The 14,795-nt window shown below is 72.8% G+C and carries 14 protein-coding genes; 6 read left to right on the forward strand and 8 right to left on the reverse strand.

The annotated features are described in order from the left end of the window. Positions 1–153 precede the first annotated feature (153 nt). Both CP976_RS14350 and CP976_RS14355 read right to left on the reverse strand, forming a co-directional pair. Positions 154–1,431, reverse strand: coding sequence for a deoxyguanosinetriphosphate triphosphohydrolase (locus CP976_RS14350; RefSeq protein WP_150480711.1), 1,278 nt, complete (start codon positions 1,429–1,431; stop codon positions 154–156). A gap of 133 nt (positions 1,432–1,564) precedes the next feature. Then, a complete protein-coding gene (locus tag CP976_RS14355) occupies positions 1,565–2,338 on the reverse strand; it encodes a sirohydrochlorin chelatase (protein ID WP_150480712.1) in 774 nt (257 codons plus the stop codon). Positions 2,339–2,552: 214 nt separating this feature from the next. Here CP976_RS14355 and CP976_RS14360 point away from each other — a divergent pair, with 214 nt between their 5' ends. Further along, the gene (locus CP976_RS14360; RefSeq protein ID WP_150480713.1) at positions 2,553–3,251 is read left to right on the forward strand and encodes a SanA/YdcF family protein; all 699 of its coding nucleotides are present in this window, start codon (positions 2,553–2,555) and stop codon (positions 3,249–3,251) included. 159 nt (positions 3,252–3,410) lie between these two features. Continuing rightward, positions 3,411–3,719 carry a hypothetical protein gene (locus CP976_RS14365; protein ID WP_150480714.1) on the forward strand — a complete coding sequence of 103 codons (309 nt, stop codon included), beginning with the start codon at positions 3,411–3,413 and terminating at the stop codon, positions 3,717–3,719. 111 nt (positions 3,720–3,830) lie between these two features. Here the strand turns inward: CP976_RS14365 and CP976_RS14370 are convergent, their stop codons facing one another. Genes CP976_RS14370 through CP976_RS14380 form a run of 3 tightly spaced genes read right to left on the reverse strand, consistent with a single transcriptional unit; the run spans position 3,831 to position 7,405 of the window. Next, complete coding sequence (locus CP976_RS14370; protein WP_150480715.1) at positions 3,831–4,598, reverse strand: enoyl-CoA hydratase-related protein; 768 nt, start codon at positions 4,596–4,598, stop codon at positions 3,831–3,833. Between the two features lie 21 nt (positions 4,599–4,619). Next, on the reverse strand, positions 4,620–5,888 hold the full coding sequence (locus CP976_RS14375; protein ID WP_150480716.1) for a ferredoxin reductase domain-containing protein: 1,269 nt from the start codon (positions 5,886–5,888) through the stop codon (positions 4,620–4,622). Then, entirely contained in the window at positions 5,885–7,405 is a 1,521-nt protein-coding gene (locus CP976_RS14380) for an amino acid adenylation domain-containing protein (protein ID WP_150480717.1), read from the reverse strand. Before CP976_RS14380 ends, CP976_RS14375 begins: the two co-directional genes overlap by 4 nt. 312 nt (positions 7,406–7,717) lie before the next feature. On the opposite strand from CP976_RS14380, the gene CP976_RS14385 reads away from it, so the two are divergent. Next, on the forward strand, positions 7,718–9,898 hold the full coding sequence (locus tag CP976_RS14385) for a molybdopterin oxidoreductase family protein (protein ID WP_150480718.1): 2,181 nt from the start codon (positions 7,718–7,720) through the stop codon (positions 9,896–9,898). 18 nt (positions 9,899–9,916) lie between these two features. Here CP976_RS14385 and CP976_RS14390 read toward each other — a convergent pair whose 3' ends face one another. After that, positions 9,917–11,563 (reverse strand): M4 family metallopeptidase, encoded by a 1,647-nt coding sequence (locus tag CP976_RS14390; RefSeq protein ID WP_150480719.1) that lies wholly within the window; start codon positions 11,561–11,563, stop codon positions 9,917–9,919. 139 nt (positions 11,564–11,702) lie between these two features. Here CP976_RS14390 and CP976_RS14395 point away from each other — a divergent pair, with 139 nt between their 5' ends. Then, positions 11,703–12,119 (forward strand): gamma-glutamylcyclotransferase family protein, encoded by a 417-nt coding sequence (locus CP976_RS14395; RefSeq protein WP_150480720.1) that lies wholly within the window; start codon positions 11,703–11,705, stop codon positions 12,117–12,119. 28 nt (positions 12,120–12,147) lie between these two features. Here the strand turns inward: CP976_RS14395 and CP976_RS14400 are convergent, their stop codons facing one another. Beyond that, the gene (locus tag CP976_RS14400; RefSeq protein ID WP_150480721.1) at positions 12,148–12,765 is read right to left on the reverse strand and encodes an NADPH-dependent FMN reductase; all 618 of its coding nucleotides are present in this window, start codon (positions 12,763–12,765) and stop codon (positions 12,148–12,150) included. 271 nt (positions 12,766–13,036) lie between these two features. Here CP976_RS14400 and CP976_RS14405 point away from each other — a divergent pair, with 271 nt between their 5' ends. Together CP976_RS14405 and CP976_RS14410 are read left to right on the forward strand one after the other, a co-directional pair. After that, the gene (locus CP976_RS14405; protein WP_150480722.1) at positions 13,037–13,558 is read left to right on the forward strand and encodes a hypothetical protein; all 522 of its coding nucleotides are present in this window, start codon (positions 13,037–13,039) and stop codon (positions 13,556–13,558) included. Positions 13,559–13,766: 208 nt separating this feature from the next. Next, positions 13,767–14,465, forward strand: a complete 699-nt coding sequence (locus tag CP976_RS14410) for a class F sortase (protein WP_150480723.1) — start codon at positions 13,767–13,769, stop codon at positions 14,463–14,465. Here CP976_RS14410 and CP976_RS14415 read toward each other — a convergent pair. Next, positions 14,403–14,795 (reverse strand): winged helix-turn-helix transcriptional regulator, encoded by a 393-nt coding sequence (locus CP976_RS14415; protein ID WP_150480724.1) that lies wholly within the window; start codon positions 14,793–14,795, stop codon positions 14,403–14,405. The two genes, CP976_RS14410 and CP976_RS14415, sit on opposite strands and share 63 nt — an antisense overlap.

Genomic DNA, 14,795 nt, shown 5'->3' on the forward strand with positions numbered 1-14,795 from the left:
CACTTGCGAGCGTCCCGCACGGAGCGTGATGCGGGAAGAGGGAGTGACCCGATCAGGCCACGGAGGGTCACGATCGGGCGTGCCGTGTTTCCCTGGTTCCCGGGTGTTGTCCTCTGTTTCCCGTCGTTTTTCCCGTCGGTTTTCCGGTCAGTCTCATGCGTGCCCTGTCAGACGGGCGTGAAGCGAACGGGCGGAGGTGTCGGTGAGGGAGGCGATCTGGTCGACGATCACTCGCTTGCGGGCCCGGTCGTCCGGCGCCCGGTCGAACAGGGCGCGGAACTGCGGGTCCAGGCCGTCCGGGGCGCGGGCGGTGAGCGCCTCGGCCAGTTCGGCGACGACGATGCGCTGGTCGGCGCGCAGGCGTTCCTGCTCGGCGCGCTGCATGACGTAGAGGTCGGCGACGGCCTTGAGGACGGCGCACTCCATCCGGGTCCCGTGCGGGACGACCAGCTCGGCGGCGTACCGGGTGAGCCGTCCGGTGCCGTACGCGGTGCGGGTCGCGCTCTCGGCGGCCAGGCAGAAGCGGCCGATGAGCTGGCTGGTGGCGTCCTTCAGCCGGGCCTGGGCGACGGCGGTGCCGTCGTAGCCGTGCGGCCACCACTCCTGGGCGAGGAGCCGGTCCAGGGCTTCGGCGAGTTCGGCGGGGTCGGTGTCCGCCGGTACGTACCGGCCGCGGGCGACCTGGAAGACGTCCTGCCGTTCGGGTTCCGCGTGCAGGCAGTTCGGGTCGATGTGGCCGGCGTGCAGGCCGTCCTCCACGTCGTGCACCGAGTAGGCGACGTCGTCGGACCAGTCCATGACCTGCGCCTCGAAGCAGATACGGGTGCCGGGGGCGTCTTTGCGGACCCAGTCGAAGACCGGGCGGTCGTCGTCGTAGACGCCGAACTTGCGGGACGCCGGGTCGGTGGGGTGGGCGCCGCGGGGCCAGGGGTACTTGGTGGCGGCGTCGAGGGCGGCGCGGGTGAGGTTGAGGCCGACGGAGCCTTCGGGGGTGAACCGTTTGGGCTCGATGCGGGTGAGGAGTCTGAGGGACTGGGCGTTGCCCTCGAAGCCGCCGCAGTCCGCCGCGAACTCGTTGAGGGCCTGTTCGCCGTTGTGGCCGAAGGGCGGGTGGCCGAGGTCGTGGGAGAGGCAGGCGGCTTCCACGAGGTCCGGGTCACAGCCGAGGGCCAGGCCCAGCTCGCGGCCGACCTGGGCGCATTCGAGGGAGTGGGTGAGGCGGGTGCGGGGGCTGGCGTCCCAGGCCGGGCCCATGGTGCCGGGCGTCACCACTTGGGTTTTGCCGGCGAGTCTTCTCAGGGCGGCACTGTGCAGGACTCGGGCCCGGTCGCGTTGGAAGGCGGTGCGGCCGGGGCGTTTGTCTGGTTCCGGGGCCCAGCGGTCGGCTGACGCCGGGTCGTAGGCCGGGGGGGTTTGTGAGGTGCCTGCCATGGGTCGACAGTACGGGCATGGGTGTGTTGTGTGCCGGAGCGTTTGCCGGGTTCGGTTGTGTGGCGGGTGCGGGTCGGGGGTGGCCGGTCGCGCAGTTCCCCGCGCCCCTTGGGTACCTGCACCAACCTGCGCTTCAAGCCGAGGCCAATTCGGGCACAGCCGGGGACGCCGCCGCCAAAGTCTCGTCGTAGCGGTGGAGGAGGAGGTGGGCCATGGAGGGGTGCGTGCCGAGGGGGGCCGCCGCTATCCAGGGGGCCGACTGGGCGCACTCCGTGGCGAAGCGGCCGGGGGCCGTGAAGTAGGAGGCCAGGGCTATGTGGCGGCGGCCCCTTGCGAGCAGGGTGCGGACGGCCGAATCGACCGTCGGGGTCGCCGCCGAGGCGTAGGCCGGGATGACGGGGACGCCCAGGCGAGCGGCGAGGAGGTGGGCCGTGCGGGTGGTGTCCGTCTTGGCGTCCGGGTCGCGGGAGCCGGCCGCGGCGAGTACCACCGCGCTGGTGCGGCGGGGCGTCCCGCCCCAGCCGGCCTCCGTCAGGCGGGCCTGGAGGGCGTCCACCAGGAGGGGGTGCGGGCCCAGGGGGGCCGCCACGTGGGTGCGGGCCGGGGAGGCCGCGGCCATCTCGGGGATGTCCTGCTTGACGTGGTAGCCGCGGCTGAGGAGGAGGGGTACCAGGACGGCCTCCGTGTCTCCCAGGGCGGCGAGCGTGTCGGGGAGCAGGGGGGCGTTCAGTTCGATGTGCCCGAGGTGCACCGGCACGTCGGGGCGCAGCGCGCGGACCCGGTCCAGGAGCGCGCGTACGGTGCTCAGCGCACGGGGGTCGCGGCTGCCGTGCGCCACGACCACGAGGGCGGGCGGGGCCGGGCGGCGCGTGGCGGGCTGCGGGACGAGGCTGAGCTGACTGGGCATGCAACCGATGGTCGCCGCCGCACGTTGCCTTCCCGTTGCGTGGGCGTCACGGGTGTTTTCCGGCGGTTCACCATGCGGGACAGTGGGGGTGTGAGGTCGTTTGACCTGGAGTTTCCGTGTAACGAGTGAAGCTGGTCACGCGTACGCGGATGAACCGGGCGGCCCGGGCGGGCGTCCCTGACTGTCGAGGGGCCGACCCGGGGAGGGACCGCCGATGCGTCGTGTGACGTTCCGCAGACCACGGCTGCCGCGTACCCGGCGGGGGCAGCGGCGGCTCGTGCAGGCCGTGATGGCCGGGTGCGTGCTCGCGCTGCTTCCGGCGGCCTGGATGTACGTGGCCGCGGATGACCGGCTGCGGACGCCGGCGGACGTGCCGCGTACCGATGTGGCCGTGGTGTTCGGTGCCGGGCTGTGGGACGGGGAGCCGTCGCCGTACCTCGCGCACCGGCTGGACGCGGCGGCCTCGCTGTACCGCGCGGGGCGGGTCGAGGTGGTGCTCGTCACCGGGGACAACAGCCGCGAGGACTACGACGAGCCGGACGCGATGCGGGTGTATCTGACGCGGCACGGGGTGCCCGACGGGCGGATCGTCAGCGACTACGCCGGGTTCGACACCTGGGACTCCTGCGTGCGCGCGAAGAAGATCTTCGGGGTGGACGAGGCCGTGCTGATCAGCCAGGGGTTCCACATCCGGCGGGCGGTGGCTCTGTGCCAGGCGGCGGGGGTCGAGTCGTACGGGGTGGGGGTGGACGCCGTGCATGACGCGACCTGGTACTACGGGGGCGCGCGGGAGATCCTCGCCGCCGGGAAGGCGGCTCTGGACGCGGTGTTCCGGCCGGATCCCCGGTTCCTGGGGCCCCGGGAACCGGGTGTGGAGCGGGCGTTGGCCACGGCCGAGGAGACGCTCGAATGAATCCGGACTTTCTCCCCTTGCGGGTTTGACGCGCTCATTTCACCCCGGAGTGTGGAATACAGCTTGGATGCTCTCCGTAGCCGTGCGATCACGCTTAGCGTTTTCGTCGTGCGGCGGCGGATCGGGCCGTCCGCCGCGAACTGGGGGAAAGGACAGCTGATGACTCGACTTCGCTCCGCGCTGGTCACGGTCGCCGCGGTCGCGCTGCTGGCCGGGACGGCCGCCATGGGAACCGCCGCGGCGGAACCCGTGGCCGCCGCGCCGGTCGAGGCCATGGAGCCGGGCTGTGCCAAGCTCGGCGCCTACGGCCCCGGGTGGGCGGACATCCACAACGTGTGCGGGCACACCATCTCCGCCAGCGTGGAAGTCGACGGCTGGGACCCGTCGTGCATCCAGATCGGCCCCCACGGGACCGGCAGGATCGGTCTGGAGGCGGGCGACGACCCGTATTACGCGTACGAGTGCTGACCACGGCGTACGCGTGCTGACCGGGGCCGTGTCCTGACCAGACACAGCCCCCTGAACCTGGCCGGGGGCGGGCGCGCGGCCGGCGCGCTCCGCGCGTCCCGCTCCCGGCTGTCAGAGCCCGCGGAAGACTGGTGGGCGCTTCTCCAGGAACGCCGTCATCCCCTCCTTCTGGTCGTCGGTGGCGAACAGGGCGTGGAACACCCGCCGTTCGAAGCGGAGGCCGTCCCGCAGGCCCGTCTCCAGGGACCGGTCGACGCACTCGCGGGCCGCCCTGACCGCCGTACGGCCGTACGAGGCGATGGCCGCCGCCGCTTCCAGGGCCTCGGCGAGGACCCGGTCGTCGGGGACCACGCGGGAGACCAAGCCGCAGCGCTCGGCCTCCCGGGCGTCCATCGTGCGGCCGGTGAGCACCAGGTCCATGGCCTTGGCCCGGCCCACCAGACGGGTCAGCCGCTGGGTGCCGCCGATGCCGGGTATCACGCCCAGCTTGATCTCCGGCTGGCCGAACAGGGCCGACTCGCCCGCGACGACCAGGTCGCACATCATGGCCAGCTCACAGCCGCCGCCGAGCGCGTAGCCGGCCACGGCGGCGATCTTCGGGGTGCGCAGGTCCGCGAAGTCCTCCCAGGCCGCGAAGTAGTCCTCGGCCATCATGTCCACGGCCGACCTGCCGGCCATCTCCCTGATGTCCGCGCCGGCCGCGAAGACCTTCTCCGAGCCGGTGACGACGAAGCAGCCCACCTCCGGGTCCCGGTCCAGCGGGCCGAGGACGCCGAGGAGTTCGGCGAGCAGCTCGGAGCTGAGCGCGTTCAGGGCGTGCGGGCGGTGCAGGCGGACGGTCACCACGCGGCCGTCCCGTTCGACTTTCAGGTGGTTCATCTTTCCTCCCTGGAAGGTGGGTCACGAGTCCCAGATCGCGCCGTACGCCGGAATCCCCCGCCGTTCCAGGCCGTGCACCACCTGCCAGGTCAGCCGCTTGTTGGAGATGCAGATGACCGCCTCCGCACCGAAGTCGCGGTACGCGGCGTGGGCGAGCCGCACCATGTCGGGCTTGCCGTTCCGTGAGGTGTCCCAGACCAGGGCGTGCGGCTGGACGGCGAGGATCTCGTCGACGAGGGCGTCGCCGTAGGTGGCGCGGGGGTCGCGGGTCGCCCAGACCAGGCGCGAGGGGACCTCGGCGGCGAGCAGGTGGGGCAGGCAGGGGCCGATGCCGCTGCCGGTCGCCACGTAGACCACCTTCCTGAACAGGACCTCGATGTTGGCGACTCCGGCCGTGGTGATGCCCTTCACCCACACCCGCGAGGGCTGGTCGTCGATGAAGGAGCCGGTCCAGTCACCGGCGCGGGAGATGGTGAGCCGGAAGCCGGAGCGGCCGGGGGCCGGGACGTTGGCGAAGGAGTGCCACTCCTTCAGCGGGCTGCGGCTGATCGCGGTCGAGGAGCCCGCGAAGGGTGTCTCCCCGTAGTCGAAGTGAGCCAGTGTCACGTGCGGGGAGGGGCGGTCGGTGCGGACGTCCACCTTGCGCAGCCGCAGCCAGGGCAGGGCCACGCTGAACGTGACGACGGCGAGGACCGCGAGCGGCGCCGGTCCCTGGCCGGAGAGCAGGGTGTGGGTCCAGAAGAGCGCGAGGGCGCTCCAGCCGCCGAAGCGGTGGATCTTCTCGAAGTGGTCGTGGTGGCGGGAGCGGAAGGGTGGCAGGGCGGTGGCGACGATCAGGGCGAGGAGGGCCACCAGGGTCCAGCTCACCGTGATCAGCGGCAGGTCCGTTCCGGTGCGGGTCACCGCGACCGTCAGGGCCAGGAACCAGGCCGCCCCGGCCAGTGCCCCGCCCACGTGCAGTCCGCCGAAGTGGTACACCTTGCCGAGCGTCCAGCGGACCTTCAGCGGCCAGCTCACCGGGGCCGAGGTCGCCAGCCGGAACAGCAGGTTGATGACGTACTGCTGGCGTACGAGGACGGCGAGGGCGAGGTTGGCGAGGGCGGCGTGCCCGAGGGTCGGCGTGGCCGGGGGTCCGGCGGCCCACAGGAACGCCGCGTTGGCCAGGAGCACGAGGGCCGCGAGGCGGTTGTAGTGCATCAGGCGGGGGTGTTTGAGCAGGCGGCGGGGGCCGGGCAGGAGCGGCGGGAGCTCGCCCGTGTCCTGGTGGGTCCGGGCGGGTGACGTGGTCATCGGGCCACCGCCACGCGTTCGTCGAGCATGCCCAGCAGGGCCTGTTTGTCGACCTTGCCGCGGTCGGTCTCGGGGAGGAACGCCAGGGGCAGGACCTGCTCGGGGACGCAGTAGTAGGGCAGGGCGTCCGCGACCGCGCGGCGGGCCGTGTCCGGGTCGACGTCGGCCGGGCAGACGAAGGACACCAGCGTGCGGGCGTCGCGTTTCAGGGTGACGGCGCGGGTGCAGCCGGCGGCCGTCTCCAGGACGGAGGAGACCGAGTCCAGCTCGACGCGGAAGCCGCGCACCTTGACCTGGTCGTCGGTGCGCCCGAGGTGCTCCAGCTCGCCGCCGGGGGTCCAGCGGCCGAGGTCCCGGGTGCGGAACATGCGCCGGCCGCCGCCGAGGAAGGGGTCGGGGGCGTAACGCTCCGCGTTGAGGGCGTCGTTGCCGAGGTAGCCCGCGGAGACGCAGTCGCCGCCCGCCCACATCTCGCCGGCCTCGCCGACGGGCAGGGCGCGCCGGTCGGCGTCGAGGACGTAGACCGTGTTGTTGGGGGTGGGGCGGCCGATGGTGAGCAGCGGCGCGGCCGGATCGTGGCGGCTCATCGTGTTGACGATCGTGGTCTCGGTGGGGCCGCAGCAGTTGTGGAAGGCGGCCTGCCGGGCCCAGCGGTCGGCCAGCGGGCGCGGGCAGGGCTCCCCCGCGACGGCGACCGTGCGCACGCGCGGGCACGCGGCGGGGTCGAGGCCGGACAGCACGGTCGGTGTGGCGATGAGCACGTCGGCGGTTCGGGCCGCCGCGGCGATGTCCTGGCCGCGGATGACGAGGGTGCCGCCGTGGGCGAGGCAGCCGAGGATCTCCCAGGCGGCCATGTCGAAGGCGATGTTGAGGAGCTGGGCGACCCGGTCGCCGGGGCGGATGCCGAGGCCGCCCGGCTCGGTGAGCAGGAGGTTGGCGACGTTGCGGTGGGTGACCTTCACGCCGTTGGGGCGGCCGGTGGTGCCGGAGGTGAACAGGACGTAAGCGCCGTCGTCACCGGTGACGCGCGGGCGCGGGGCCGGGGCGTACGGCTGCGGCTCGTCGAGCGCGAGCAGCAAGTGGCCGTTGGGCAGCGGCACGCGGTGGGCGTGTTCGGCGACCGTGAGGACGATTCGGGTCCGGGCGGTGCGGATGACGTGGGTGAGCTGGGCCGGGGGCGCGAGACCGACGTCCTGCGGGACGTAGGCGGCGCCGGCCTTCAGGATGCCGAGCAGGCCGACGAGCATCGGGATCGAGCGGCGGACGAAGAGGCCGACGTGGTCGCCGGGGCGTACGCCCTCGCGGACGAGGCGGGCGGCGAGGGCGTCGGCGTACCGGTCGAGCTCGCCGTAGGTGAGGTGCGCGCCCTGGTGTTCGGCGGCCAGGGCGTGCGGGGCGGCAGCGGCGTGCCGCGCGACGGCGTGGTGCAGGAGCGGGTCGGGCACGGGGACGGTGGGGCCCCGGCCGTACTGCCGGAACAGTTGCCGGTCCTGGGGGGTCAGATGGCGCAGAGGCATGATCGGTTGGCCTCCTGGCTGTTTCGAGTGTGGGAGTCGAACGCCGTTCGGAGTCGTGCGAGCGCTGCGCGTAGCGAGAGCGTAGTGGCGCTGCTTCAACACTCAACTAGGTCGGATCAGCCAAGAAAGGAGAGCAATGAGCCACATGTGGCGTTTTTCGTCACAAGGGCAACGTCCGTGCCGGTCGGCGGCGACGTGAAGGTGGGCAGGCGTGTGCCTCACGCGGGCGGGGCGGCGGCGGGGAGGTTGCCGTCCCTGCCGCGTAACAGGGAACCGTCCCGGGCGTAACACGGCCGAAGCACGCTGAACGGTATGCAGACCACCGCCACGCCCACGCACTGCCCGTACTGCGCCTTGCAGTGCGGGATGAACCTGACGCCCGCGCCGGACGGGACCGTCGAGGTGAGCGAGCGTACGGACTTCCCGGTGAACCGGGGCGCGCTGTGCGGCAAGGGCCGTACGGCGCCGGCGGTGCTGGCCTCGAACGTGCGGCTGACGTCGCCGCTGGTGCGCGACGGGGGCGAGCTGGTGCCGGCCTCCTGGGACGAGGCGCTGGACCGGATCGCCGAGGGGCTGCGCCGGACGCGTGCGGAGTACGGGCCGGACGGGGTCGGAGTGTTCGGCGGGGGCGGTCTGACGAACGAGAAGGCCTACACGCTCGGCAAGTTCGCGCGGGTCGTGCTCGGCACGTCCCAGATCGACTACAACGGCCGTTTCTGCATGTCGTCCGCCGCGGCGGCCGGGATCAAGGCGTTCGGTCTCGACCGGGGGCTGCCGTTCCCGCTGGAGGACATCCCGAAGACCGGCTGCGTGATCCTGGTCGGGTCGAACCTCGCGGAGACCATGCCGCCGTCCCTGCGTTTCCTCACCGAGCTGAAGGAGAACGGCGGCACGCTGATCGTCATCGACCCGCGCCGCACGAAGACCGCCGAGCAGGCGGACCTGCACCTGGCGCCCCGGCCGGGCACGGACCTGGCGCTCGCCCTGGGCCTGCTGCACCTGGTGATCGCCGAGGGGCGGGTGAACGAGGAGTACGTCCGGGAGCGGACCGCGGGCTGGGAGGACGCCAGGGCCGCCGCGATGGCGCACTGGCCGGAGTACGTGGAGCGGATCACGGGGGTGTCCGTTCCCGAACTGCGGGAGACGGTACGGCTGTTCTGCGAGCCCGAGTCGGCGATGGTGCTCACGGCACGTGGGCCCGAGCAGCAGTCCAAGGGCACCGACACGGTGGGCGCGTGGATCAACCTGTGCCTGGCGACCGGCCGGGCGGGCCGCCCGCTGTCCGGGTACGGCTGCCTGACCGGGCAGGGCAACGGGCAGGGCGGGCGCGAACACGGCCAGAAGGCCGACCAGTTGCCGGGCTACCGCAAGCTCGACGACCCGGCGGCGCGGCGGCACGTCGCCGACGTGTGGGGCGTGGACCCGGACAGCCTTCCCGGCCCGGGGCGCAGTGCCTACGAGCTGCTGGACGCGCTGGGCACCGACATCAAATCCCTGCTGCTGATGGCGTCCAACCCGGTGGTGTCGGCCCCGCGTGCCGCGCACATCGAGGAACGCATCAAGTCCCTGGACTTCCTGGCCGTCTGTGACGTGGTGCTGTCGGAGACGGCGGCGCTCGCGGACGTGGTCCTGCCGGTCACCCAGTGGGCCGAGGAGACGGGCACGACGACCAGCCTGGAGGGCAGGGTCCTGCTCCGCCGCCAGGCCATCACCCCGCCCGACGGCGTCCGCAGCGACCTGGAGGTCATGCACGAACTGGCCGCCCGCCTCGGCGTGGAGAAGGGCTTCCCGACCGACCCGGAGGAGATCTTCGAGGAACTCCGCCGGGCGAGCGCGGGCGGCCCCGCGGACTACTCGGGGATCACGTACCGCAGGATCGTGGAGGAGAACGGGGTGTTCTGGCCTTGTCCGGCGGTGGAGCCGGAGGGCCTGACGGGGGACCAGGACGGGGCGGGTGGCCCTGCCGCGCAACGGGGCGCGGCGGGCCGCCCGGCCTCCACCGAGAGGGAGGAAACGGTGGGCGTTGCCCACCCCGGCACCCCGCGCCTCTTCCTCGACCGTTTCGCCACCCCCGACGGACGCGCCCGCTTCGTCCCCGTCTCGCACCGGGCCATCGCCGAGGAGCCGGACGACGAGTACCCGGTGCTGCTCACCACCGGGCGGGTCGTGGCGCAGTACCAGTCCGGGGCGCAGACCCGGCGTGTGGCGGAGCTGAACGCCGCCGCGCCCGGACCGTTCGTGGAGCTGCATCCGCGGCTGGCGGCCCGGCTCGGGGCGGCCGAGGGCGATCCGGTGGCCGTCGTGTCCCGGCGGGGCCGGGCCGTGGCGCCCGCCCGGATCACCGACACCATCCGGCCCGACACGGTCTTCATGCCGTTCCACTGGCCGGGCGAGGGCCGCGCCAACTCCCTGACCAACCCCGCGCTCGACCCGACTTCCCGGATGCCGGAGTTCAAGGCGTGCGCGGTGCGGCTGGAGGCGGTGCGGCCCTGAGTTCCGTACTGGTGCAGCTCATTTCACGTTGACCGCACTCCAGGCCGCCGCCACGGCCTTCTGCTCCGTGCCGGCGCCGCCGTAAAGGTCCTTCGCCGCGTTCAGGGTCGCCGTCCGGGCGCCCGCGTAGTCCGTCGAGGACGTCATGTAGACGGTCAGGGCGCGGTACCAGATCTTGCCCAGCTTCGCCCGGCCGATGCCGTTCACCGTGGAGCCGTCGCAGGTCGGGGAGGTGTGGCTGACGCCGTTGATCGTCTTCGCGCCGCTGCCCTCCGCGAGCAGGTACGCGAAGTGGTTGCCGACGCCCGAGGAGTAGTGCACGTCGAGGTCGGCGAGACCCTCGCTCCAGCAGTCGGCGGACTTGCCGTCCTTCGACGGCTCGTCCATGCGGCGCAGGGCCTCCCGGCCGAGCCCGGAGCGGACGACCTTCTCGCCGATGAGCCAGTCACCGGGGTCCTCGGCGTTGTCCGCGTAGAACTCCACGAGCGTGCCGAAGATGTCCGACGTGGCCTCGTTCAGGCCGCCGGACTCGCCCGAGTACGTCAGCGCCGCCGTCTTCGACGTCACGCCGTGGGACATCTCGTGCCCGGCCACGTCCAGCGACACCAGCGGTCCGAGCTGCTTGCCGTCGCCGTCGCCGTACGTCATGCAGAAGCAGTTGTCGTCCCAGAAGGCGTTGTTGTAGTCCTTGCCGTAGTGGACGCGGTTGTACGAGCCCTTGCCGTCGCCGGCGATGCCGTTGCGGCCGTGCAGGTTCTTGAAGTAGTCCCAGGTGACGTCCGTGCCGTACTGGGCGTCCACCGCCACCGTCGCCCGGCCGGAGTCCGTGCCCGTGGCCCAGTGGTTGTCGGCGTCCGAGAAGACCGTCGCGGGGGCGCGGGTCAGGCAGACGGTCAGCAGGCACTGGTCCGTCTTGTTCGCCGCGTCGCCCGTGTACGTGCCGCCCCGGGTCGCGTCCTTCAGCCGGTACGACGACCCGGACCGCGTCGTCTCCAGCGGAACCGTGCCGCCGTAGAGGGACTCGCCGTCGCCCGAGGCCGATTCCAGGGTGTCCCAGGCGTCGATCCGGTCGCCGGTCGTGGCGTCGGTCAGCACCGTGCGCCCGACCGGGTTGCCGAGCCCGTCGTGCGCCACCGCGTCGGTCTGCCAGGCCAGCTTCGGGGCGCCGTGCAGGGCGTCGACGACCAGTCGCGGCTTGGCGGTCAGCTTCTTCAGGGTCTCGCCGAGGTGCGCGGCGCGCAGCAGGCTCGCGGCGAGGTCGGCGGCCTTGGGGGCGGTCACCTTCGGAGTGACGCTCGACAGGGAGAGCGCGGACTTCGATGCCCGGCTCGCGCCGCGGTAGGTGCCGTCCGGGTTCAGGTGGAGTACGAAGTCGCCGCCCAGGACCGGGAGTCGGTGGTACGTGCGGTCGTAGCGGACGTGCCGGGTGCCGTCCTCGTCGACGACCACGTCCCGGACCTTCGTCTCCTGGGCTGTGGTGAGGCCCAGTTCCGCGGACCGCTCGGAGAGGACCGTCCCGGCACTCTCGATCGCGTCGGACCGGGTCGGCCGGTCCTCCGCCAGGGCGGTGGGCGAGAGCGCGGCGGCCAGCAGGGCGGCGGTGCCGGTGACGGCCACCCCTGCGATGACGGGACGGGACCCTCGGACGTGACGTATCCGGCTCATCGGTCTCCTCATACGGGCGCACCCGGTCGCGTGGGGTCGACCGGGTGCGGCGTTGATGTTGACCGCGAGTCAAGTCGGGCCGGACATGTCATGTCCATAGGCCCGCTGTGCAGGAGTGTGAGGGTGGAGAATCGTTCCTGTGACCCTCCCCTTCTTCGTCTACGGCACCCTCCGCCCCGGTGAGGTCAACCACGACCTCTTCCTGCGCGGCCGCACCCGCTCCGAGGTACCAGGGCGACTCTCGGGCGCGGTGCTGTACGAGGGGCCGGGCTATCCCTACGCGGTCGAGGAGCCGGGCGGCGGGGTCGTGTGCGGGGAACTGGTGACCGCGCATCCGGAGACCTACGCGGAGCTTCTCGCCGAGCTGGACCGGCTTGAGGACTACGTGCCGGGCGACCCGCGCAGCCTGTACGAACGCGTCGAGCGGAAGGTCGTGCGCGAGGCGGACGGGGCGGCTGTCCGGGCCTGGGTGTACGTCGCCGCACCCGCCGTCGCCGCACGGCTGCGGACCCGGGGGAGGCCGATCGCGGGCGGGGACTGGCGGGTGCGGGGGTGAGAGGGGTCGGGCAGGGTGCGGCCGGGGCTCAGCCCGCGTACGGCGTCTTCACCCTCGCCTCGCGCAACGCCCGGCCCCACCACACCAGTTGGTCCAGCATGGTCTTGGCCGCCGCGTCCGGGCCGGACGGGTCGTGCAGGGCGCCCGCGTCGTCGAAGGAGGCGCCGGCGTTGTGGAAGGAGACGGTGTCGCGGACCGTCACGGCGTGGAGCTCGGCGAAGACCTGACGCAGGTGCTCGACGGCGCGCAGGCCGCCGGCCAGTCCGCCGTAGGAGACGAGGGCGACGGGCTTGGCCCGCCACTCGCCGAAGTGCCAGTCGACGAGGTTCTTCAGGCCCGCCGGGAAGGAGTGGTTGTACTCGGGCGTGAGGACCACGAAGGCGTCCGCGCGGGCCAGCTTCGGGGTGACGCCGGACAGCGCGGCGGTCGCCTCGGGGGTCGGTTCGAAGGTCGTCGGCAGATCGACGTCGGCGACGTCCACGACCTCGGCGACCAGGTCGTCCCGGTCCCGGAGACGGTCGAGGAGCCAGTCGGCGACGACCGGGCCGAAGCGGCCGTGGCGGTTGCTGCCGACGACGAGGGTCACCCGGAGGGGCTCGGTCGCGGGCTGGGCAGGGGCGGGTGCGTTCGTAACGGCTGTGTTCATGCGGCACAGCCTCATACCTCAACCTTTCTTGAGGTCAAGCGCCGAGGGGCGCGGCATCCGGGTCACCCGTTCACACGCGCGTCCCGGGCTTTTCCGCACCCCGTCCACGGAACGCCCGTGACCTGCCCAAACGCCTCTCATGAGCAGCCCGTCCGCCTCCCCCTGACACCCATTCACCCCAATTCTGACGCCCCATCAGAAAGCGCGGTCGCCCCGCTGCCCGTTACCTCGGAAGGGCAGGTGCACGAACGAACAGCTCGGAGGAGCACCGATGCGACGTACCGCCCGGCCGCTGACCGGTACCGCGCTCGCCGTCGCCGCCGCGGCTCTCGCCGCCGCACCCGCGTACGGCGCGCCCACCGGTGACGTGGAGGTGTCCCCGGCCTCGGTCGTCCCGGGCGGACAGGTCACACTGCGCACGGCGGCCTGCGGCGACGGCGGCACGGCGACGGGCGACGCCAGCGCGGTCGGGGCCGGTTCCCTCAGCCTCGCGCCGGGCCCGCACGAACAGGACGCGACAGGGCGGTTCAGGGTGCCGCCGAGCGCGCAGCCGGGGACGTACGAGATCACGGCGACGTGCACCGGGAGCGGCCGGCGGATCACCGGTGACCTGGTGGTCACGCTGACGTCCGAAGGCCGGCAGGTCCATCCCAGAGGGAGTGTGAAGACGGGGGTCGGCGGTGCCCTTGGCCCCGATCCCGTGCAGACCGCGGCCGGTGTGGCGGCTCTCGCCGTCGCCGCCGCGGGCGGTACCTGGCTCCTGCATCGCCGGGCGAGAGGCGACGGGATCTGACGGACACCCTCCGCTGTCCGTCGCCGGTACCGCATGTCCCCTCCCCCTCCGGGTCCGACGCCCCTCGCGGCCCGGAGGGGGGTACGGGGCGGCCTCCGGGACCGATGGGATCGGGGATCGGGGGTCAGGGGTCGGAGGTCGGGGGTCGGGGGTCGGGGGTCGGGGGCCGGAAACCGGACGGCTATCGGGGATCAGGAAAGGGTCGGGCATGCGCAGGTTCCCCAGGTACGGCGGCGGCTGGTTCGGCAATCCGGCCGACGCCGCCATGGCGGCCGTCACGGTGTTCGCCCTGTGCTCCGGGACATGGCTGCTGCGCAACGGCGCCGAGACGCCCGCCCCGCCGCAGCCCTCCGCCGCGCAGGCCCGCGCCGGGCAGGACGGCCGGGCGGGACAGGACGGCCGGGCGGGACAGGACGGCCGGGCCCGTGAGCGGCCCGGCGTGCCCGCGCTGCCGCCCTCGCCGCCCGACCGCATCCGCATCCCGGCGATCCGGGTGGACGCGCCCCTGACCGGGCTCGGTCTGACGAGGACCGGCAGTCTCGACGTACCGCCCGCCGAGCGGAAGAACCTCGCCGGCTGGTACGAGGCCGGCACCACGCCCGGCGAGCGGGGCACCGCGATCGTCGCCGGCCACGTCGACAACGCCGACGGCCCGGCCGTCTTCTACCGCCTCGGCTCCCTGACCAAGGGCCGCACGATCGAGGTGGACCGGCGGGACGGCAGCGTCGCGGTGTTCACCGTGGACGCCGTCGAGGTGTACGCGGCGAAGGACTTCCCCGACGAGAAGGTCTACGGCGCCGCCCACCGCCCCGAACTGCGGGTCATCACCTGCGGCGGCGGCTACTCACGCGGCTCCGGATACCAGGGGAACGTCGTGGTCTTCGCGCATCTGACCGGCAGCCGGTGATCCTCCCAGGACGTTGCCCCTCCCCCAGGCCCCCAGCGGTTCCAGTGCCTCGTTCAGGGAGACGCCCCGGGGTGTCAGCGAGTACTCCACGCGGGGCGGCACCTCGTCGTACGCCTCGCGGTGCACCAGCCCGTCGGCCTCCATCTCCCGCAGGTGCGAGGCGAGCACCTTCTCGGTGATCCCCGGCAGCTCTCGGCGCAGCTCGCCGAAGCGGCACGGCCGTTCGTTCAGCGCCCAGAGGATCAGCACCTTCCACTTGCCGCCGATCACGTCCATCGCCGCGTCGATCCCGCAGACGTACGCCCCCGGCCGCCGCCCCGTCGTCTCCAT

It is taken from the genome of Streptomyces coeruleorubidus, assembly GCF_008705135.1.
In the GTDB taxonomy this organism is placed as follows: domain Bacteria; phylum Actinomycetota; class Actinomycetes; order Streptomycetales; family Streptomycetaceae; genus Streptomyces; species Streptomyces coeruleofuscus.